13 protein-coding genes and 1 riboswitch are annotated in these 20,937 nt (G+C 45.7%); of the genes, 3 read left to right on the forward strand and 10 right to left on the reverse strand.

Translation table 11 applies throughout. The features are described from left to right. Position 1 precedes the first annotated feature (1 nt). The 4 genes from AC55NX_RS09860 to lysC form a co-directional block, all read right to left on the reverse strand. A complete protein-coding gene (locus tag AC55NX_RS09860) occupies positions 2–958 on the reverse strand; it encodes a respiratory chain complex I subunit 1 family protein (protein ID WP_496995567.1) in 957 nt (318 codons plus the stop codon). Further along, complete coding sequence (hyfB, locus tag AC55NX_RS09865; RefSeq protein ID WP_496995568.1) at positions 955–2,988, reverse strand: hydrogenase 4 subunit B; 2,034 nt, start codon at positions 2,986–2,988, stop codon at positions 955–957. The genes AC55NX_RS09860 and hyfB overlap by 4 nt, the downstream gene beginning before the upstream one ends. A 1-nt stretch (position 2,989) precedes the next feature. Continuing rightward, the gene (locus AC55NX_RS09870) at positions 2,990–3,595 is read right to left on the reverse strand and encodes a 4Fe-4S dicluster domain-containing protein (RefSeq protein WP_496995569.1); all 606 of its coding nucleotides are present in this window, start codon (positions 3,593–3,595) and stop codon (positions 2,990–2,992) included. 281 nt (positions 3,596–3,876) lie between these two features. Further along, positions 3,877–5,238: a lysine-sensitive aspartokinase 3 gene (gene lysC / locus AC55NX_RS09875; protein ID WP_496995570.1), complete on the reverse strand. Its 1,362-nt coding sequence runs from the start codon at positions 5,236–5,238 to the stop codon at positions 3,877–3,879. Between the two features lie 111 nt (positions 5,239–5,349). After that, positions 5,350–5,526: riboswitch (Lysine riboswitch) on the reverse strand. A gap of 186 nt (positions 5,527–5,712) precedes the next feature. Between lysC and AC55NX_RS09880 the strand changes: the two genes are divergently transcribed. Continuing rightward, the gene (locus AC55NX_RS09880) at positions 5,713–6,843 is read left to right on the forward strand and encodes a pyridoxal-phosphate-dependent aminotransferase family protein (protein ID WP_496995571.1); all 1,131 of its coding nucleotides are present in this window, start codon (positions 5,713–5,715) and stop codon (positions 6,841–6,843) included. 2 nt (positions 6,844–6,845) lie between these two features. Here the strand turns inward: AC55NX_RS09880 and AC55NX_RS09885 are convergent, their stop codons facing one another. The 4 genes from AC55NX_RS09885 to AC55NX_RS09900 all read right to left on the reverse strand — a co-directional run bounded on the left by AC55NX_RS09885 (position 6,846) and on the right by AC55NX_RS09900 (position 13,257). Further along, a complete protein-coding gene (locus AC55NX_RS09885) occupies positions 6,846–8,558 on the reverse strand; it encodes a PglL family O-oligosaccharyltransferase (protein ID WP_496995572.1) in 1,713 nt (570 codons plus the stop codon). 87 nt (positions 8,559–8,645) lie between these two features. Continuing rightward, positions 8,646–11,468, reverse strand: a complete 2,823-nt coding sequence (gene uvrA, locus AC55NX_RS09890; RefSeq protein WP_496995573.1) for an excinuclease ABC subunit UvrA — start codon at positions 11,466–11,468, stop codon at positions 8,646–8,648. Between the two features lie 136 nt (positions 11,469–11,604). Then, positions 11,605–12,492 (reverse strand): UTP--glucose-1-phosphate uridylyltransferase GalU, encoded by an 888-nt coding sequence (gene galU / locus AC55NX_RS09895; RefSeq protein ID WP_496995574.1) that lies wholly within the window; start codon positions 12,490–12,492, stop codon positions 11,605–11,607. Positions 12,493–12,609: 117 nt separating this feature from the next. Continuing rightward, positions 12,610–13,257: a LuxR C-terminal-related transcriptional regulator gene (locus AC55NX_RS09900; RefSeq protein ID WP_496995575.1), complete on the reverse strand. Its 648-nt coding sequence runs from the start codon at positions 13,255–13,257 to the stop codon at positions 12,610–12,612. A gap of 273 nt (positions 13,258–13,530) precedes the next feature. Here AC55NX_RS09900 and AC55NX_RS09905 point away from each other — a divergent pair, with 273 nt between their 5' ends. Then, positions 13,531–14,064 carry a single-stranded DNA-binding protein gene (locus AC55NX_RS09905; protein ID WP_496995576.1) on the forward strand — a complete coding sequence of 178 codons (534 nt, stop codon included), beginning with the start codon at positions 13,531–13,533 and terminating at the stop codon, positions 14,062–14,064. 93 nt (positions 14,065–14,157) lie between these two features. On the opposite strand, the gene metH is transcribed toward AC55NX_RS09905, so the two are convergent. Continuing rightward, complete coding sequence (gene metH, locus AC55NX_RS09910; RefSeq protein WP_496995577.1) at positions 14,158–17,832, reverse strand: methionine synthase; 3,675 nt, start codon at positions 17,830–17,832, stop codon at positions 14,158–14,160. 191 nt (positions 17,833–18,023) lie between these two features. Between metH and AC55NX_RS09915 the strand changes: the two genes are divergently transcribed. Next, positions 18,024–19,343 (forward strand): cation:proton antiporter, encoded by a 1,320-nt coding sequence (locus AC55NX_RS09915; protein ID WP_496995578.1) that lies wholly within the window; start codon positions 18,024–18,026, stop codon positions 19,341–19,343. 69 nt (positions 19,344–19,412) lie between these two features. On the opposite strand, the gene AC55NX_RS09920 is transcribed toward AC55NX_RS09915, so the two are convergent. After that, the gene (locus AC55NX_RS09920) at positions 19,413–20,357 is read right to left on the reverse strand and encodes a phospholipase A (RefSeq protein ID WP_496995579.1); all 945 of its coding nucleotides are present in this window, start codon (positions 20,355–20,357) and stop codon (positions 19,413–19,415) included. Positions 20,358–20,937 lie beyond the last annotated feature (580 nt).

Genomic DNA, 20,937 nt, shown 5'->3' on the forward strand with positions numbered 1-20,937 from the left:
CTCACAATCGAATGATATAAAATGCGAGTGCTAAAACAACACAAGCAAAGGCAGACCAAGTCAGCCGATGAGTATTCAGAAAACGGACACGTGCCATACTGTTTTCAACCAATGCCGCCAGAAAGAAAACGACAATGAGTTTGAGCAACAGAATCACACTCGCAACCCCCAAAGCAGTCACCGTCAGTTCGGCAGCCTTTCCCCACGGGAAGAAAATCGCCAAGAATAATTGAGCAACCACCAGCTGCTTCAGCCCCAGCCCCAGCTTCACCATCGCGAGCCCCGAGCCTGAGTATTCAGTCACCGGACCTTCCTGAAGTTCTTGCTCTGCTTCGGCTGCATCAAACGGGAGTTTTCCCATTTCGATAAACACGGCAAAAGCACAGGCAACACCGGCCAGAATCACAGGAATCGGCTGATTGAGACTTTCGGTTAGCATGCCCTGACTGATGTATCCCAAATCGGTCGAGCCGACCATCAAAGCCATCAGAAAAATTGCCAGCATTAAAATCGGCTCAACCAAAACACCTAATGTAAGCTCGCGACTACTACCGATACCACCAAACATGCTATTGGCATCAATGCCGGCTAAAGCAAAGAAGAACCGAAAAATTGCCAGTAGATAGATATCGGTGATCACATCACCGGAAATCGGAAATGGCGACACCTGAGTCAAAGTAGGCAAAGCCATCGCAATCAATAACATCGTGACAATCAGGATCCATGGCATTGCCCAGAAAATGCCGCCGGCATTCTCCGGTGCAACCGGCTGACGGCGTAGTAACTTGGCGATATCTCGATAATCTTGTAGTAACCCCGGCCCACGTCGGGAATGAATTCTGGCTCTGAGTACCCGTGAAAATCCGGTAGCTAGCGGTGTCAAAAGCAACATGAATAAAGCCTGACTAAATGCAAGCACCATCCAGCTCATCTCAGGCATATGTAGTTCAGGCATCATTTCACTCCTGATTCAAACGGAATAATAAGTAACACAATCAGTGCTATCACAATGTAGAGACAGTAGATGCGGAAATCCCCGCCCTGTAGCTTTCTCCCCCAAGTCCCGAGCTTCAGAGCCACATCACAACAAGGTCGAACCAAAAACCGGTCAAATACCGGCTCAACTGCCGCAGCTGAAATCGTGGCCTGCTGGTAGCTTCGTTTCATCCATCCCGACGGGTCGAGCAATATCCGCATCCGATAGACCGGTGAGAACATATAACGCAGGGGTTGCGTAAACCCGCTCGCCGAGACCGTCATGCGTTGTTCATAAGCATATCCGCACGCCCATGGATCACCTTGGTGACGCCGTTCGAGGCGATGTTTCTTAAACAGAGACAAGACCAGAAACGGAACAATCAACAGTACAATTAAACTGATGGTAATAACTGGTGTCGAAAGAATGGCCTGCGTGGTTGAGACCGGGTGAAGCGCGATCCCCTGCTGCACATCGATTGGGGTGATAGCCAGCGTATTGGTGGCAACATCAGAGATGTAAGGTGAAATCCACGGGGATCCGACGCCGAGAATGATACATAGCAAAGCCAGAAAACCAGTGCCGACAATCATCGACCACCCGACTTCATGGGCCTGATTGGCGACTTTGCTCCGCGGCGCACCGGTAAAACAAATCCCATAGACTTTCACAAAACACATACATGCCAAAGCCCCGGTTATCGCCAGCATCACAACAGCACCGAGCCCTGCCGTCACCATGAAGATATGATTTTGCTGGCTCATCTGGAACAAGGACTGATAAATGAACCATTCACTGACAAAACCATTGAGTGGCGGTAATGCAGAAATCGCCATGGTGCCGATCAAGAAAGTGATTGCGGTATAAGGCATCAGCTTGCCGAGTCCTCCCATGATTTCCATATCTTTGGTATGAACCTGAGAGATGACCGAGCCGGCGCCAAGAAAGAGTAATCCTTTGAATACCGCATGGTTCAGTAGGTGATAAAGTCCGCCCAACAAGCCTAAAGCAGCGAGAACCGGATGACCGGATGCAGTACCAATCATCGCCACACCGACGCCCATTAAGATAATGCCGACATTCTCCACGGTGTGATAGGCAAGCAAACGTTTGATATCGTGCTCTGCCAATGCATACATCACCCCCAGTACCGAGGAGAAAGCACCAAAGGCGAGCACCAGATATCCCCACCAAATCTCTGCACCACCGAGAAAAACGAGCCCCACTTTGATGATACCGAACACCCCAATTTTGACCATCACACCGGACATCAGTGCTGATGCATGAGAAGGCGCTGCGGGGTGAGCCTGAGGTAACCAGCTATGTAACGTGATCATGCCGGCTTTCGCGCCAAAACCAAAGAATGCCAGTAAGAAGATGACTGACGACTCCCATGCAGGTAACGACAGATGGGAAAAATCGGTGAAATTCAGGGTTCCGGCTGCCCGGTAAAGCATAAAGAAGGCAATCATGATGAGTACAGAACCGGCATGAGCAATGAGAAAATACTGCAGGCCAGCACGAATACTTTTTTCACTCTGCTCCACCAACACCAGAAAGTAAGATGCCAGTGACATCATTTCAAAGAATACGATGAAGTAAAACGCATTATCTGCCACAACTAACGCAACCATCGAAGCGACAAAGAGGTTGAGGAAAAAACTGATCCCCCAGCCACCTTTACCCTGATACTCTTTCATATAATGTAAGCCGTATATGGAGGCAGCAATGACAATCAGCGAAATAACCATCACCATAAATGCCGCTAATCCGTCAAAGCGAACAAGCAGTTGCGCAAAAGGGAAAGGACTGAAAAGCTGCGCTTGCCACACCTGATGGCTGACAAGAGCATACCCCGCGCTGATCACACCGGTGATACCGCCAATCGCAGAACACAGACTCGCAAGAGACACGTACAAAGATTCCCGTCGAGAATTGCCAAACAAGGCCACAACGCAGGCGATGAGATAACACCCCATCGATAAAGCCAACAGCGATAAAGGACTCATCATGTTATTTCTCCATATCCACAGTCAGTGAGCTGTTGGCAGTCACTTCCCTCTTGATCTTGCGGGCACGTTCCGTTGCTTCTTCACTCACCAATACAATTGCCCCGGTCGGACAGACTTCCATACAGGCAGGGCCTTCCTCTCTGAACTCACACAAATCACATTTCACCGCAATACTTTTCACACCCGGCTCCCAAGCCAAGAGATCATGACCAAACGTTCGGGGTACGGACGTAGATGGGTTACTGGAACGTGGTGTTGACGGTATATAAGTGTCATAACTGTTGGCATGAGCAATCGGGCGACTGCCATCAAGAGCAATCGCACCAAACGGACAAGCCACAGCACACAATGTGCACCCGACACAAATTGATTCATTGAGAAATATCCGGTCAGCTTCTTTGGTGATCGCCTGTACCGGGCAGACCGTTGCACACGGAGCGTCTTCACAATGACGACACATGACCGGAACCGTTGTGTCGTTATTTTTCACAACAGTCAAACGCGGGTGACTTTGCAATCCGACTTTCTGGTGAACATCAGAACAGGCAGCCATGCATGTTTGACATCCGATACACTTCTTAGGATCGGCAACTACAAATTTTTTCATAGCATCCCCTGACAGCTAAATAATCAACTAAAAGGGCAATAACCATGCCATTCGTGTGAATTTGTTTTTATTAATTAAAAATCAAATACTTAAATTGGATAATATATTAAATACCACCAATCCCGCAAATGAATCACCACGAAATCAATCACTCTCGACACTTGGTGTCGACACTATTGACGAAGCAAAGACAAGCTCAGGATTGAACGGAAAAATGTCATAAAAAAGAGGTTGGCATCGCCAACCTCTTCTGAATGTTTTTGCTTGTTTTCTCGATTGTCTTACCCGTTGTCTTGCGGCTCAAACAGATCCTGATGCAGTTTCTGAATCACACTTTTTGCATCGTCAGCATCGACAAGAAAACACAGATTATGATCACTGGCACCGTAACAAATCATGCGCATATTGTAATCACCGAGGGTACTGAAAACCTCTTTGGCATAACCTTTGGTTTCCATATGGTTACCGATCAAAGCGACCAGACTCAGATTTCGTTCGACTTCAATATGTGCGAGTTCTTCCAACTCAGCCCGGGCAGCCGCAGGCAGCTCGGGCGCACCGCCAGCCGTGTCCGTCTTATCCAGCGTAATGGACACACTGATCTCTGACGTCGTAATCAAATCGACGGAGATTTTATGCTTGGCCAGAATTTCAAAAACCTTAGCCAAAAATCCATACGCGTGGAACATTTTGGCGCTGCGAATCGTCACCATAGTTTGATTGGCCCGCAATGCCAGTGCCCGGAAATAAGGTGAATTTTCAACGCGTTTCCGAATCCAGGTACCGCCTTTCTCCGGCTCTTTTGATGAACCGACAAAGACCGGAATACCGTGTCGAAGCGCAGGAAGCAACGTTGAAGGATGCAGGATTTTTGCACCGAAATTCGCCATTTCTGAGGCTTCATTGAAGCTAATTTCAGGAATCGGGGCCGCTTTAGGCACAATGCGTGGGTCAGTGGTATAAATTCCGGGGACATCCGTCCAGATTTCCAGTCCGGATGCCTGAACCGCTTCTGCAATCAGTGCTGCTGAATAATCACTTCCACCGCGACCCAATGTGGTGGTATTGCCCTGCTCATCAGAACCGATGAATCCCTGTGTCACTACCAGATGCGTTTTACACAAGGGTGCCAGTTTGTCTTTAGCCTGAATAGCCGTCACTTCGATTTGTGGTTCAGCTCGGCCATAATAATCATCCGTGCGTAACACTTCACGAATATCAAATCTGACGGCATCGATCCCACGCTCTTTGAGAACTTGAGTCAGAATATGCGTCGAGATTAATTCGCCACAGGCAACCAAATGGTCCGTCAGTTTATTGCTGGTCTGAAAAGACGCAGCGTCCGCGAGACTTGTCACCGTGTCAAGAATCGCCTGAACCGCCTCTTTGACTGAGTCTTGTTCTTGTAACGATTCAATAATTGAAAAGTGAATATCAGATAATTGTTCTAAAATGGATGAACGTCTTTCCGCATCCTGAACACCGTTGGCAAGTTCAACCAGCAGATTTGTCACGCCAGAACAGGCACTACTGACAACAAGCTTTGTGTCCGGATTACTTTCGATGACGGCAGCACAACGACTCATTGCTTCGAAGTTTGCCACGCTTGTTCCGCCAAACTTGGCGACATTGAATGCACTCACGGCATTTCTCCCACGACTTCCTAAAATAAAAAATGTTGTGTTGGGTAACCAACGTCCAATGTTCGAAGAGAGTATTTCTAGAGCAAAAATAGAGGCGATTCGATGAAAGTAGACCTCAGAAGCTCTCCATCAGTTAGCACTGATGACAGTTGACGGGATTCAGCCCATTCACCCGACAGTCCAAATCCACAACTATGAACTGTCTCGGCACTACTCCCCCTGAATATTCTGTCTTGGAGTTGAGGCTCCACAAAATACCTGCCTGGGCAGTGCTCCTCTTCTGCTTAATAGCCTAGGTATTGAACGTTTTTGTCCTATCAATGTCAATGACAAATTGAATCACATTGGTTGATTTTCACCCAAATACTCAGATTGTAGAAAAATACTCAACTAGACTTGTGTCGGATAGCTTTCCTCACGGATAAGCGTTAGCCTGATAACTTGCCAGTAAGTGTCAATGAAAGGAGTCAGCTTGTGACTGTACAAAGTTTTTTCCCACCGCGAAGAACACTCATGGGCCCTGGCCCGTCCGATATTCACCCTCGGGTTTTACAGGCCTTGAGCCGGCCGACAATCGGGCACCTTGACCCGTTATTTATTCAAATGATGGATGAATTGAAGTCTCTGTTACAATATGCATTTCAGACCGAAAATGAATTTACGATTGCGATTTCTGCTCCCGGAAGTGCCGGAATGGAAGCCTGTTTCGTCAATTTACTGGAACCGGGAGACAAGGTTATCGTCTGTCGCAACGGTGTCTTTGGCGAACGGATGCGGGAGAATGTAATCCGTTGTGGTGCCAACGCTGTGCTGGTGGATAACGCTTGGGGAGAAAGTGTTTCTGTTGCAAAAGTCGAGCAGGCGATTCAAGAACATCCAGATGCGAAGGTGTTAGCATTTGTCCACGCAGAAACATCGACCGGTGCGCTCAGTGACGCGAAAGCGTTAGGCCATTTGGCGAAGCGGTACGGTTTGTTGACCATCGTTGATGCAGTGACCTCGTTAGGCGGTGTACCTTTAGCGGTAGATGAATGGCAATTAGATGCAGTTTATTCAGGGAGCCAAAAATGTCTTTCCTGTGTTCCCGGCCTGTCTCCTCTTACGTTTTCTCAGGCGGCGATTGAGACCATCAAAGCGCGTAAAAAGCCCGTCCAGAGCTGGTTTCTCGATCAAACATTAGTCATGGGTTACTGGAGCGGACAACAGAAGCGCAGTTATCATCACACTGCTCCGGTCAATACTTTATATGCTCTGCATGAAGCGCTTGTGCTGTTACAAGAAGAATCACTGATGTCGTCATGGCATCGCCACCAGCAGATGCATCAACAACTGAAACAGGGCCTGGAACAACTGGGGTTGGCGTTTGTGGTTGCAGAATCAGAACGATTACCACAATTGAATACAGTACGAATTCCTGAAGGGGTTGACGATGAGTGGGTTAGAGGTTACTTACTGCGTCAGTATAATTTGGAAATTGGCGCGGGATTAGGTCAGTTTGCCGGTAATGCGTGGCGCATCGGACTGATGGGATATAGTGCTCGCTCCGAAAATATCGCGCTCTGTCTGAAAGCATTGGAAGATGCGCTCACACAGAGCAAAAGATAAAATCACTCCGGGCGGGGCGGTACAAGATGCTCTTTATCTGGAAGCGTAAAGGGATATTGAGGAAATAAAAACTCAGCTTCGATGCGTGATTGCTCCGCGCGATTCATATCTCCGATATGCTGATATAACGCCATGAGCAACTGATAATATGTCGGCCTTGGCTGCCGCTGAATTAACTCAAGCAGCCAAGGAACGTAAGTGCTTAACTGCTGCTGATGCACTTCCGTATTTTTTTGCTTCAATTGATCCATGAGCTGCGCTTGCATCAATTGATCTTGCCATACTAAAGGTACATACCTTTGTCCCTGTCGTGAGATATGCTGACCTTGCTGGTATTGCATCAATAAGCTTTGAGCCCACAACAACGTGCCACAATAAAGCATTGTTAAAATAGGGAGCAATATTCCGACTCCATGTAACCCTCGGATTGTCAGGCGATGGATAGGCACACTTCTGTATTTTGCGACACGTTGGTCAACCCAAAATAAGAGAATGATAAATGTAATCCAGTGAATTGCAGACTGGCTGAATACATCATCGACCTGACTCGCCATTGCTATCGGAAAAAGTAGCGACAATGTCGCGAGACGGGTTTTAGGTTTAGCGCCATAGATACGCCCCAAGACAAATAAAGCTGCCAGCGTGATTGCAAAGATCGGTAAAAGTCCGCCTTCAATCCCCCAATAAAGCACTTCATTATGCGGATGTGATAATCCTGCTAAAGGCGATGGATAGTTTGGGTTCAATTGATGTTGCCGGGCGCTGTAAAGCACATACTCTTCTTCAAAGTGCCCGTAGCCATACCCCGTAAACGGTTTCTCGATAAACATATCGATAGTTTGAGCCAGACTGTCCGATAACGGTGACAATCGTTTGACAAACTGAGCGTTAAACGGTGTTGTATAAAGCGCCTGGATCAGAATAAAGCCGATCAGCAGACCGAGCATAATGGAAATACCCCATCCCCACAGTCTTTTCCGACTGGCAAACCGATACAGATAAGGAAATATCATCACAATACCGATTAAGGTCACGCCCCACCCCGTAACCGAGCGAAGCAACACCAATAGAGGCATACAGAGTAATGGCGTGATATAGAGCAGACTGGCAATGCTAAATTGGGCCTGATACTTTTTCAAATGTCGGGAAAGCAAATAACCTGATGCAAGAAGACCGGTTGCAAGATACGTCACGAATATATTGACCGAGGGAAATACTCCCAGTGGCACTCGGGCCGGATCGACCAATAACTGATAATAAGCCAGCCCGCTTTCAACCAATGCAGACAGCACGATCAACCAGATCAGTCGGTGTTTATGCTTGTTGCTAAAGCGGAACTGCTGAAGCACAACAAAAAGAATAAATCCGCCCCACAAAGCGATCACACGATACGTCGCAAGCGCGACAGAGGCATGGTCATAAAACAGCGGCAATGTCAGCAGTAAACAGCAGACCAAGAGACCGAGCGTCAGTTTTGAATATCTGATTTTCCGGGCTCTGATAACCTGAAATAAACCGACGGAAATAGCAATACTGACCCAAAACCAAGTCGTAATATTAAATAGCAGTGTTAACCCAACGCCTCTATTCAGGTCACTCGGAAAATGCAGGAAAATGAGGTATAGCATCCCGAGAACAAATAAAAAAGGTCGATTTAAAGGCAGTTTTACCGGAGATGGTTCGAGCCTCGTTCCCTGTACAATCAGTATCGCCATAGTCTCATTCATGTTGTGGGGGAGACGATGTTGCTACGTAAAATGACGCTGTTACGCTTCGTCTCCCTACAGGAAGTATGATGGAAGTTATTCTAACATAGGTTTCAAAAAACGTGCGGTATGAGAGTCCGTGACTTTGGACACATCCTCCGGTGTACCTTGAGCGATGATTTCTCCGCCGCCTTGCCCACCTTCAGGCCCCAGATCGACAACCCAGTCGGCCGTTTTGATCACATCTAAGTTATGTTCAATCACCACAACAGTATTGCCATGATCTCTCAACCGGTGAAGTACCGTCAGCAATTGCTGAATATCGTGGAAATGCAGCCCGGTTGTTGGCTCATCAAGAATATACAAGGTCTTTCCTGTATCGCGCTTAGAAAGCTCTCTGGCAAGTTTGACCCGCTGAGCTTCACCACCGGACAGCGTGGTAGCCGCCTGACCTAAACGAATGTAAGAAAGCCCGACATCCATCAGTGTCTGTAATTTTCTGGCAATCACAGGAACCGGCTCAAAGAAAGTTCTGGCATCTTCCACGGTCATTTCGAGCACTTCGTCAATGGTTTTGCCTTTATATTTCACTTCCAAAGTCTCTCGGTTATAACGTTTCCCTTTACAGATATCACAGGGCACATAAACATCTGGCAGGAAGTGCATTTCAACTTTAATGACCCCATCGCCCTGACAGGCTTCACAACGTCCGCCTCGAACATTAAAGCTGAACCGTCCCGGCTTATAACCTCTGGAACGGGACTCCTGCGTTCCGGCAAATAACTCACGAATCGGGGTAAAGATTCCGGTATAAGTTGCAGGGTTAGAACGCGGTGTCCGGCCAATCGGGCTTTGGTCGATATCAATCACTTTATCAAGCTGATCCAATCCCTTAATTTTTTTGTAAGGTGCAGGCTCTTCCGCACTCGCCCCATTGAGTTCAATGTGGGCGATTTTATAGAACGTGTCATTAATTAAAGTCGATTTGCCTGATCCCGAAACACCGGTGACACAGGTAAACAGCCCAATAGGGATCGTCAAAGTCACATCTTTGAGATTATTGCCGCTAGCTCCGAAGAGTTCGACCACCTTCTTCGCATCAAAAGGGGTTCTTTGCGTAGGAATGTCTATCGATTTTTCACCACTCAAATATTGGCCGGTCAATGACTCCGGTGTCGCAATCACTTCCTCGACATTTCCTTGAGCAACAATATGTCCGCCATGCACCCCGGCTCCCGGCCCAATATCGACAACGTAGTCAGCCATCCGAATGGCATCTTCATCATGTTCGACGACAATTACGGTATTGCCTAAATCACGCAGGTGCGTCAGCGTTTGCAGTAATCTTTCGTTATCCCGTTGATGTAACCCAATCGAAGGTTCATCCAGAACATACATCACTCCGACCAGACCCGCTCCGATTTGGCTCGCTAAGCGAATTCTTTGCGCTTCCCCACCGGACAGCGTTTCAGCGCTTCGGGAAAGATTGAGATAATTTAAGCCGACATTAACCAGAAACTGCAGTCGGTCATTGATCTCTTTCATGATCTTTTCTGCAATTTGTGCTTTTTGCCCCGTCAGTTGCAACGACCCAAAGAAAGTCAGTGCTTCAGCAATACTCAGTTCAACAACCTCGGGAAGCGTGGTTTCATTGACAAACACATGGCGAGCTTCTTCCCGAAGCCGGGCTCCGTGACAACTGGCGCAGGGTTTGGTCGAGATAAATTTAATCAAATCTTCCCGGACTGAATTCGATTCCGTCTCTCGATAGCGCCTTTCCAGGTTACTCAGAATTCCCTCAAAAGGATGATATTTTACTCGGGTATCGCCGCGATCATTGACATATTTAAACTCAATCGACTGTGTTCCTGAGCCTTGCAGAATGACATTTTGGATTTTCTTCGGTAATTTTTCGAAAGGTGTCGTCAAATCAAAATCATAATGTTCAGCAAGTGACGTCAGCATTTGAAAATAATAGAAGTTCTTTTTGTCCCAGCCACGAATCGCCCCATTTGCCAAGCTGAGACTTTTATCCTGAACGACTCGGGATGGATCAAAATATTGTTGAACACCTAAACCATCACAAGAATGGCAGGCGCCGGCTGGATTATTAAATGAGAACAGACGCGGCTCCAGTTCCTGCATACTATAACCACAATGTGAACAGGCAAAATTAGATGAGAATATGATTTCATCTCCCGCCTCATCCATCGAAGTGACAACCGCAATGCCACCAGACAATTCTAACGCGGTTTCAAAAGACTCAGCCAAACGCTGTTGCAAATCTGAACGGACTTTAAAACGGTCAACAATCACCTCAATCGTATGCTTTTTATGAAGCTCTAATGTCGGTGGATCTGAGAGATCACTGATTTCCCCATCAATTCGGGCGCGAATAAACCCTTGTGCAGCAAGGTTTGCCAGTGTTTTGACATGCTCCCCCTTCCGTTCTTTGACAATGGGAGAGAGCAACATCATTCTTGTGCCTTCCGGAAGATCAAGCACTTTATCAACCATCTGGCTAATCGTCTGTGCGGCCAGAGGGGTATGATGCTCCGGACAGCGCGGCTCCCCGACCCGGGCATAAAGTAAGCGCAGGTAATCGTAGATTTCAGTGATAGTACCGACTGTTGAACGTGGGTTATGTGAAGTTGATTTTTGTTCAATAGATATTGCCGGAGACAGACCTTCGATATGATCAACATCCGGTTTTTCCATTAAAGACAGAAATTGTCGGGCATAAGCCGACAGAGACTCAACATACCGTCTTTGCCCCTCAGCATATAACGTGTCAAAAGCGAGGGAAGACTTCCCTGAACCGGATAATCCTGTGACAACGATAAGTTTGTCACGCGGAAGTGTCAGACTGATATTTTTTAAATTGTGGGTACGAGCGCCCCGAACGTCAATACTATCCATCTTCTATGCTCTGGTAACATGTGGCAATGTCCTAGTATTACATAGAGTCAGATATGAGCAAAGTCTTACTGTATAAAAAAACAGTGTTTTGATAAAAGAATGAGCGACTCATGTCGCTCATTCAGCAGTCATCAAATCAAGCCGAAATGGCTTGTTCATCTTTCTGCGTTGAATGTTTATTGAGTTCAACTTTGTCTGAATTCTTCTGATAAAGATGCTCGAAACAGTAGTTCGTTGCTTCAATATAGCCTTCAACACTACCACAGTCGAAACGATGTCCTTTAAATTTATAGGCCAACACGCATCCGGCTTTCGCCTGTTTTAACAAAGCATCGGTAATTTGAATTTCGCCACCTTTACCGGGTTCGGTCTGTTCGATTAAATCAAAGATATCTGGCGTCAGAATATAACGACCGATAATTGCCAGATTACTTGGTGCAGAACCAGCCTCTGGTTTTTCGACCATATCATCTACCCGGAAAAGATCATCTTTGATCATTTCACCGGCAATCACACCATACTTGTGTGTTTCATCTTCAGGCACTTCCTGCACAGCGACGATTGAACAGCGGAATTGTTTGAATAACGCCACCATTTGGGCAAGAACGCCATCACCTTCACTGACACACAGGTCATCAGCAAGTACAACGGCAAACGGTTCATCACCGACAAGTTCCCGGCCAGTAAGAATGGCATGACCCAGCCCTTTCATTTCACGCTGACGAATATAAGTAAAATTCGTGGTTTCAATGATTTTACGAATGTCGACAAGCAATTTTTCTTTGTTGGTTCCTTTGATTTGGTGCTCCAGTTCATAGTTCATATCAAAATGATCCATGATCGAGTGCTTTCCTCGCCCAGTAACAATACACATCCCATTCATGCCTGCCTGAATAGCCTCATCAACACCGTACTCGATCAAAGGTTTATTAACGACCGGCATCATTTCTTTCGGCATAGATTTGGTTGCGGGCAAAAAACGAGTTCCATAGCCAGCTGCTGGGAAGAGACATTTTTTAATCATATTATCGTTACCTTGTTGTATTCAGGTTTTCCATCAACTTCATTCACTGTACCACGACTTACTCTGCAAGGTGATTTTGGATTGAAAAGATATGGTCAAATCATACTACTGACTCATTTATGAGACTAGATTTTGTTTTGCCCATGTTGTGGCTTGAGTTCGGTTTTTCACAGATATTTTCTTGAAGATCTGATACAGGTGTGACTTGACCGTGAACTCACTGATGAACAGGTTATCTGCAATTTGTGTATTCGTTGCCCCCGTTTTCAGACAGCGCAAAATTTCCAGCTCTCTGGAAGTCAGAGATATCGCTGCACTGACATTTTTGTTATTAAATAAATGTCGGTAGTAATGAAGAAGCTGACCACAAATATGTCGCGGTAAATAAATTTGCCCGTCTCGAATCTCGCGCAGTGCAGCAATGATCAGTTCAATCGGGTCACTGCGATAGAAGAGTCCTTTCAGATTGCCTAACTGGAGGAGTTCTTCTGTTCTTGGGCGTTTCTCAACATTGATCACAACCGTTTCGAGGCATAAATCCAGTGTGTTGCACATATCCAAGCGGGATAGCAATACTTCTTTTTGCTGATAATCAAACAGGAGTATTTTGTGCCGATCGGTCTGATGGGACAGCATAAATTGCCGGGGTTGAATTTTTGGGAGTATCTGTCCCAGCGCGACCTCGATTTCATGATAGAACGTTGAAGGTTCTTGATTATCAGGATAGAGGATATAAAGCATTCTGCTGTAATTTGATCTTTTCATGGCCTTGTCGGTGTGCTGATGGAATATCGAACAACATGCCAGAACATAAAAAACTCTTCTAATTCAATGAATTATTTATCGTGCAGCTTCTTATAGCATTGAAAATATGAAGTCTATCAGTTTTAAAAAAATCGAGTGGTATTAAAAAAAGTGGTGTGATTTCCAAGACTTTTAGATGAATTGCGATCAGAATTAAGTAAGGGAGTTGAGACCTTTATCAAGCGTGGTATCCTATGCGCTGAATAGATACATCATGAGATGACGGAGCAAAGCATGGCAAGCCGTGGAGTAAACAAAGTTATATTAGTTGGGAACCTTGGAAGTGATCCTGAAGTTCGTTACATGCCAAGTGGCGGTGCAGTTGCGAACATCACTATTGCGACGTCAGAAACATGGCGCGATAAAACGACGGGTGAGCAAAGAGAAAAAACCGAATGGCATCGTGTTGCCCTGTTCGGGAAAGTGGCAGAAGTCGCAGGAGAATACCTACGTAAAGGTTCTCAGGTATATATTGAAGGACAACTGCAAACACGGAAATGGCAAGATCAAAGCGGTCAGGAACGTTATACGACTGAAGTTGTTGTTCAAGGGTTTAACGGTGTGATGCAAATGCTGGGTGGACGTCAGGGAGCAGGGTCTGGTGGCCAAGCTCAGCCTGGGGTGCAGTCTCAACAACAAAATAGTGGCTGGGGACAACCTCAACAGCCTCAATCACAAGCGGCTCATCAGCAACCACAGCAACAATCTGCACCGCAACCACAATACAATGAGCCACCAATGGATTTTGACGACGACATTCCGTTCTAGGCTTATGTTTATACCTGACTCATCGGGTAAATTATAGCGTAATAAAGCCCCGTTTACGGGGCTTTATTAGTACTCAGTGAGACAAAAAACTGATTAATCCATATTCGGGGCAAGCCACTTTTCGGCTTCTTCCCGCCCCCAGCCTTTTCGTTCGGCATAGCTCAGAAGTTGGTCTTCCTGAATCCCCGCGACAGCAAAATAACGGGAATCCGGATGAGAGAAATACCAGCCGGACACAGATGCACCAGGCCACATGGCATAACTGGTTGTCAAAGACATCCCGATCTTCTCTTCAACCTGAAGCATTTCCCAGATAGTGGCTTTTTCCGTATGCTCCGGACAAGCCGGATAACCGGGAGCAGGCCTGATGCCCTGATATTTTTCTCGAATGAGATCATCATTACTCAAGCTCTCATCGCCCGCATATCCCCAGATCTCTTTGCGAACCCGTTCATGGAGGTATTCAGCAAAAGCTTCAGCCAAACGGTCGGCAACGGCCTGAACCATGATGGCATTGTAATCGTCCCCTTGCGCTTTATACGCATCAGCAAGTTCTCGTTCACCAATACCACCAGTGACAGCAAAAGCACCGATCCAGTCTTTTTTACCACTACTTTTGGGAGCAATGTAGTCAGACAGACAATAGTTATACCCTTTCGGCTTGTGTGTTTGCTGTCGCAAATGGTGTAATCGATGAGCAACCTCTCGACGAGATTCATCATGATAAACTTCGATATCATCACCGACACTTGCCGCCGGGAATAACGCACAAATTCCTCGTGCTTTCATCAGACCTTCGCTCTCAACGCGATCCAGAAATTCATTGGCATCTTTAAACAGACGACGCGCCTCTTCACCGACCTCGTCATGATCCAAAATAGCTGGATATTTACCCATCAGTGACCACGTCATAAAAAATGGTGTCCAGTCGATATATCGGCGTAATATCCCGATATCAAAATCATCAAATACGTGAACTCCACTTTTCATCGGTACAGGTGGCGTATAATTGTCCCAATCAATCGCAACACGGTTCGCTTGCGCTTCTTCCAGAGAGACCGGGCGAGTTCTGGGGGTTTTCCGGGCATGCTGTTCCCGGGTCCGTTCATAGTCAATATTCAATTTCTCAACAAATCCCGGCCGTAATTCATTCGAAAGCAGAGAGGAACAAACACCAACCGCCCGGGATGCATTGTTTACATAAACCACTGGTTGATGGTAGTTTTGTTCAATCTTGACGGCTGTATGCGCCTTCGATGTCGTTGCACCGCCAATCAGCAATGGGAGCTCAAATCCCTGACGCTCCATCTCTTTAGCGACATGGACCATCTCATCTAATGATGGGGTAATTAATCCGGATAAACCGACAATATCAACCTGCTCTTCTTTCGCAACTTTGAGTATCTGTTCACAAGGCACCATCACCCCAAGATCAATGATCTCGTAGTTGTTACATTGCAACACAACACCAACAATATTTTTCCCAATATCGTGGACATCGCCCTTCACTGTTGCCAGTAAAATTTTGCCATTGGTCCTTCCGCCCTGTTTTTCTGCATTAATGTACGGTTCAAGATAGGCAACCGCCTGTTTCATTACCCGAGCGGATTTAACGACCTGAGGAAGAAACATTTTCCCTTCACCAAATAAATCTCCGACAACATTCATCCCATCCATGAGAGGACCTTCGATCACTTCCAATGGTTTCGATGCTTGTTGGCGCGCTTCTTCGGTATCTTCAGTAATAAATTCCGTAATCCCTTTTACTAGAGCATGTTCAAGACGCTTAGAAACAGGCCATGTTCGCCATTCCAATGCCGACGCATCATCCGCTTTACCCACAGCATTTTCACGGTACTCATCTGCAATCTCCAGCAAACGCTCCGTGCCATCATCTCTGCGGTTGAGAATGACATCTTCAACAGCATTTCTCAGTTTCTCAGGAACATTGTCATAGATCTCAAGCTGCCCGGCATTGACGATCCCCATGTCCATACCATTCTTAAAACAGTGGTAAAGGAATACAGCATGAATCGCTTCCCGCACGTAGTTGTTTCCTCGGAATGAGAAAGAAACGTTCGATACCCCGCCCGAGACCATGGCATAAGGCAACTCTCTTTTGATATCACCGACAGCATTAATAAAATCAACCGCATAGTTGTTATGGTCGTCTATCCCTGTTGCAACTGCAAAAATATTAGGATCAAAGATGATATCTTCCGGAGGAAAACCAACTTCATCAACCAGTATGCGATAAGCTTTGGTACAAATTTCAATTTTCCGCTCACGGGTATCAGCCTGACCAATTTCATCAAATGCCATCACCACAACGGCAGCACCATAGCGACGGATCAATTTAGCCTGATGAACAAACTTTTCTTTGCCTTCTTTCAAAGAAATTGAATTCACAATTCCTTTGCCCTGAATGCATTTTAACCCCGATTCAATGACCTCCCATTTGGAGGAGTCTACCATCACCGGAACTTTGGAAATTTCCGGCTCAGAAGCACACAAATTTAAGAAACGCACCATACAAGCTTCTGCATCGAGCATTCCTTCATCCATGTTGATATCGATAATCTGAGCACCATTCTCGACTTGTTGTCTGGCAACATCTAACGCTTCATCGTACAGCTCTTCTTTAATAAGACGTTTAAATCTGGCCGAACCAGTAACATTTGTCCGCTCTCCGACATTGACAAAAAGTGTTTCCTTCTCAATCATGAGCGGCTCTAATCCGGACAACCGACATGCCACGGGGATCTCAGGCAAGGAACGAGGTTGTACTCCTTCTACAGCTAAAGCGATATGACGGATATGTTCAGGTGTTGTACCACAACATCCACCGACTAAATTCAGGAAACCGGCTCTAGCCCACTCACCGATATGCTCTGCCATTTCTTCGGGAGACAAATCATATTCACCGAAAGCATTAGGTAATCCAGCGTTTGGGTGAGCAGAGACAAAAGACTCAGAAATTCGGGATAATTCTTCAACGTAAGGACGCAATTCATCAGGACCAAGCGCGCAATTTAATCCAAACGATAAGGGCTGAACATGGCGTAGTGAGTTATAAAATGCCTCTGTTGTCTGACCGGATAGGGTTCGGCCTGAAGCATCGGTAATAGTTCCGGAAATCATGACAGGCAATGTCACATTTAATTCTTCAAACACACTATCAACAGCGAAAGCACAAGCTTTAGCATTCAACGTATCAAAGATCGTCTCCAGCATAATCAGGTCAACACCACCTTTAATTAAAGCGCGTGTCGATTCGGAATAAGCTTTCACCAAACTATCGAAAGTCACGTTACGAAAGCCCGGATCATTCACATCAGGAGAAATAGAACATGTCCGGTTAGTCGGGCCCAGAACCCCAGCGACATAGCGAGGGCGCTCCGGTGTTTTTGTGGTCCATTGATCCGCAACTTCCCGAGCCAGCTGAGCAGCGGCAAAGTTTATCTCTGCACTGTATGACTGCATATCATAGTCAGCCATGGCAATAGCGGTTGCGTTGAATGTATTGGTCTCAAGAATATCAGCGCCAGCTTCAAGATAGCTCGCATGAATTTCTTTAATTAAATCGGGTTGTGTCAACACAAGGAGATCATTATTACCTTTCACATCGCAGTGCCAGTCAGCAAAACGTTCTCCGCGATAATCATCTTCTTGTAAGTTGTATCCCTGAATCATGGTGCCCATGCCACCATCAATCAATAAAATACGTTGTTGAAGCTGTTCTGCTATCTGATACTTTACACTACTCACTTTGCCGCCCTATCCCTTGCTTTTTGTCCATCCTACCACACAATTATTAGAAATCTAGACGTCCATACGGTTATATAATAGAACAATTTAACACGAAAAGAGATCACCTCACTACCAGAAAAAGTGATTGCTATTTATCCGACATCAAAGGAAAATTTCAACCTCCGTGTTCAAGATGTGAAGAGAAAAAAATGTCGGTCTACCATACACTATGCTTTCTTGCCGCTGCTGCAATGCTTATTGCTTTTTTAAACAGTAAAATAAGCAAGATGCAAACCACTATCGCAATTACTGCTGGTTCAATGCTGCTTTCTTTACTGATCTTAATCGCTGGTCAGAATAATTGGTTCCATTTGTCGCAAATTGCGACAACAACCATGAGTAGTATCAACTTTGAAAACTTTCTCCTCAAAGGAATTTTAGGGTTTCTTCTTTTTGCCGGTGGTCTTGGAATCAAACTACCTAACTTAAGAGATCAGAAGTGGGAGATCACTGTACTTGCTCTTGGTGCCACCCTCTTCTCTACTTTCTTTATCGGCTTCTCTTTATATGGCATCTGTCAATTGATCGGTATTCAGTTTGATCTGGTGTACTGCCTACTATTCGGAGCTCTGATTTCTCCGACTGACCCGATAGCCGTTCTCGCAATTGTAAAAAAACTGAATGCCCCCAAAAGAATATCGACTCAAATTGAAGGCGAGTCATTATTTAATGATGGCTTCGGCTTAGTCATTTTCGTCACTATATTTACGATTGCTTTCGGTTCAGAGCCACCCACTGTCATCAGTGTTTCCCAATTGTTCATGCAAGAAGCGATTGGCGGAATTGCATATGGCTTTGTTCTGGGAATGATATTTCACTATCTTATCAGCGCGACTGATGACCATTCGATGGAGTTATTACTCACGATAGGTATTCCCACGGCCGGCTACGCATTTGCCGAAATTATTCATGTTTCCGGCCCTCTGGCAATGGTTGTTTCCGGAATTATGATTGGTAACTGGACGCGGTTTATCGGCTTTTCCAAAGAAAGTGAAGAGCATTTGGATCATTTCTGGGAACTCGTCGACGAATTCCTCAATGGTGTGCTTTTCCTTTTAATCGGGATGTCGATGCTACTCTTCGAATTCCACGAGGAAGATTGGATCATGATGGCGATTGCCGTCCCATTGGTACTGCTAGCACGCTATTTGAGTGTTTACGTGTCATATATTGGGTTCAAACGCTATCGCCAATACAATCAATGGTCAATCAGAATATTAACTTGGGGCGGACTCCGCGGTGGATTAGCGTTAGCGATGGCACTATCCATTCCATCAGGTGTTCTTATCATTCCAGAGAAGCTTATCGATGTGAAAGAAATTATTCTGGTGATGACCTATGCAGTCGTTGTATTCTCAATTTTAGTCCAAGGCTCAACCATAACCCCAATGGTTGAGAAAGCCAAAAAGGCAGAACTCGATAAAGAAATAGAAGAAGCCGCCGCTCAAACCAAAGAGAATCAGGCTTAATTGGTATAAAAAAGATGGTTCACTCTCGTGAACCATCTAAACATAAAGTAGATATTTGAGTTCGACTCATCACAACAAATCATTAAGTGCAATACCAATCCCGATTCGCTGAGTATGGACATTATAGTCCACCAAACTTTCACCATAACCATTAAAGTACTGCATATAAAATCTCAGGTTGTTGGCTTCTTTTAATATGGGATAGCTCCAACTCAAACGTAACGCCCCGCGGTTATTTTTCTCCAAATTATCTCGTAGGAGTAAAGTAAACCGATGCTGACCGACACCATACAGAGAAACAAATTCAAAGTTCCCCATATAATGTCGGATATCAGGGTTATCATCGCCTGATGTATCCGTCGGAGATGTTTTATCTCTCTCAGGAATCCGCCACCACGCTTTCAAGCTCAAAGCTAGGGGGCCGCCATTATCAAACACCATCTGGCCATAAACCCGATTCCAACTTCTTGATAGCGTTCCTGATTGACCATTCGACTGATGGTTAATCCCAAATAACCATAAAGAATTGGTCAAATTACCGATCTTCCAGTCATTATCAAACTGCATGAAGAGTTCGGGCTCATGAACAATCTCACGAAATGGTGATGAACTACTACGATTGTAAACTTGCCACCAAGACTGATTTGTATAGGCAAAATAAAGGTCTCCCGTATCACCAATCAAATGACTGGATATAGGCATCTTAAAACTAATCTGAAATTTAGCCTCATATTTATCCAGTGGTTTATGATTAAAAGTATCTACAACGGAAAAAGGATCACTGTTGGGATGTGGATTATATGTCAGAGGAAGTATGTAGTTCTCTTTATGTGGAATAATGACAAACTCTTTATTCTCTACAGATTTTTCTTCAGCGACCCTTTGCTCGATTAAAGACGTATCACCCACTTTCTCTTGATCTTTATCTTCCGCTGCCTGAAGGACATGGCAGTAACCGCCAACCCCCAAAAACATCAGAAATAAATACTTAAAATAGCTATACATTCTTGTCATGAATTATTATCTCTCCAGCCAAATCAGCAAATAAACTAACATCATTTAACAATAAAACAATACCGTTAATCTCAATGCATTTTCAAAAGCTGAAGAGACATCTGCATGACAGGCCGCTGGTTTTAAAAAGAAAGGCTAACCCACTGAACAACCGCACCACTTTCGCTAACCGCTAAAATGACAGGAATCAATCTCTCCGTCAGATACGAAAAAACCCCATCATTGCTGCTGAGGTCTTCAAATCAGTGGCCTTCCCGAACAGACAGACAGGCGGACGGAACTCGAACCCGCGCCCCCCTCACGCCAGCGTGACAGGCCGCTGGTTTTAAAAAGAAAGGCTAACCCACTGAACAACCGCATCACTTTCGCCAGCCGCTAAAGTGGCAGGAATCAATCTCTCCGTCAGATACGAAAAAACCCCAGCATGACTGCTGAGGTCTTCAAATCAGTGGCCTTCCCGAACAGACAGGCGGACGGAACTCGAACCCGCGATTACCTCACGCCAGCGTGACAGGCCGCTGGTTTTAAAAAGAAAGGCTAACCCACTGAACAACCGCATCACTTTCGCCAGCCACTAAAG

This window comes from Vibrio rubrogenes, assembly GCF_059641415.1.

Excerpts from the sequence above, each read along its gene's own strand:
- AC55NX_RS09860 (WP_496995567.1), bottom strand. The coding sequence starts at position 958 with ATGATGCCTGAACTACATATGCCTGAGATGAGCTGGATGGTGCTTGCA.
- hyfB (WP_496995568.1), bottom strand. The coding sequence starts at position 2,988 with ATGATGAGTCCTTTATCGCTGTTGGCTTTATCGATGGGGTGTTATCTC.
- AC55NX_RS09870 (WP_496995569.1), bottom strand. The coding sequence starts at position 3,595 with ATGAAAAAATTTGTAGTTGCCGATCCTAAGAAGTGTATCGGATGTCAA.
- AC55NX_RS09885 (WP_496995572.1), bottom strand. The coding sequence starts at position 8,558 with ATGGCGATACTGATTGTACAGGGAACGAGGCTCGAACCATCTCCGGTA.
- uvrA (WP_496995573.1), bottom strand. The coding sequence starts at position 11,468 with ATGGATAGTATTGACGTTCGGGGCGCTCGTACCCACAATTTAAAAAAT.
- galU (WP_496995574.1), bottom strand. The coding sequence starts at position 12,492 with ATGATTAAAAAATGTCTCTTCCCAGCAGCTGGCTATGGAACTCGTTTT.
- AC55NX_RS09900 (WP_496995575.1), bottom strand. The coding sequence starts at position 13,257 with ATGAAAAGATCAAATTACAGCAGAATGCTTTATATCCTCTATCCTGAT.
- AC55NX_RS09905 (WP_496995576.1), top strand. The coding sequence starts at position 13,531 with ATGGCAAGCCGTGGAGTAAACAAAGTTATATTAGTTGGGAACCTTGGA.
- AC55NX_RS09915 (WP_496995578.1), top strand. The coding sequence starts at position 18,024 with ATGTCGGTCTACCATACACTATGCTTTCTTGCCGCTGCTGCAATGCTT.
- AC55NX_RS09920 (WP_496995579.1), bottom strand. The coding sequence starts at position 20,357 with ATGACAAGAATGTATAGCTATTTTAAGTATTTATTTCTGATGTTTTTG.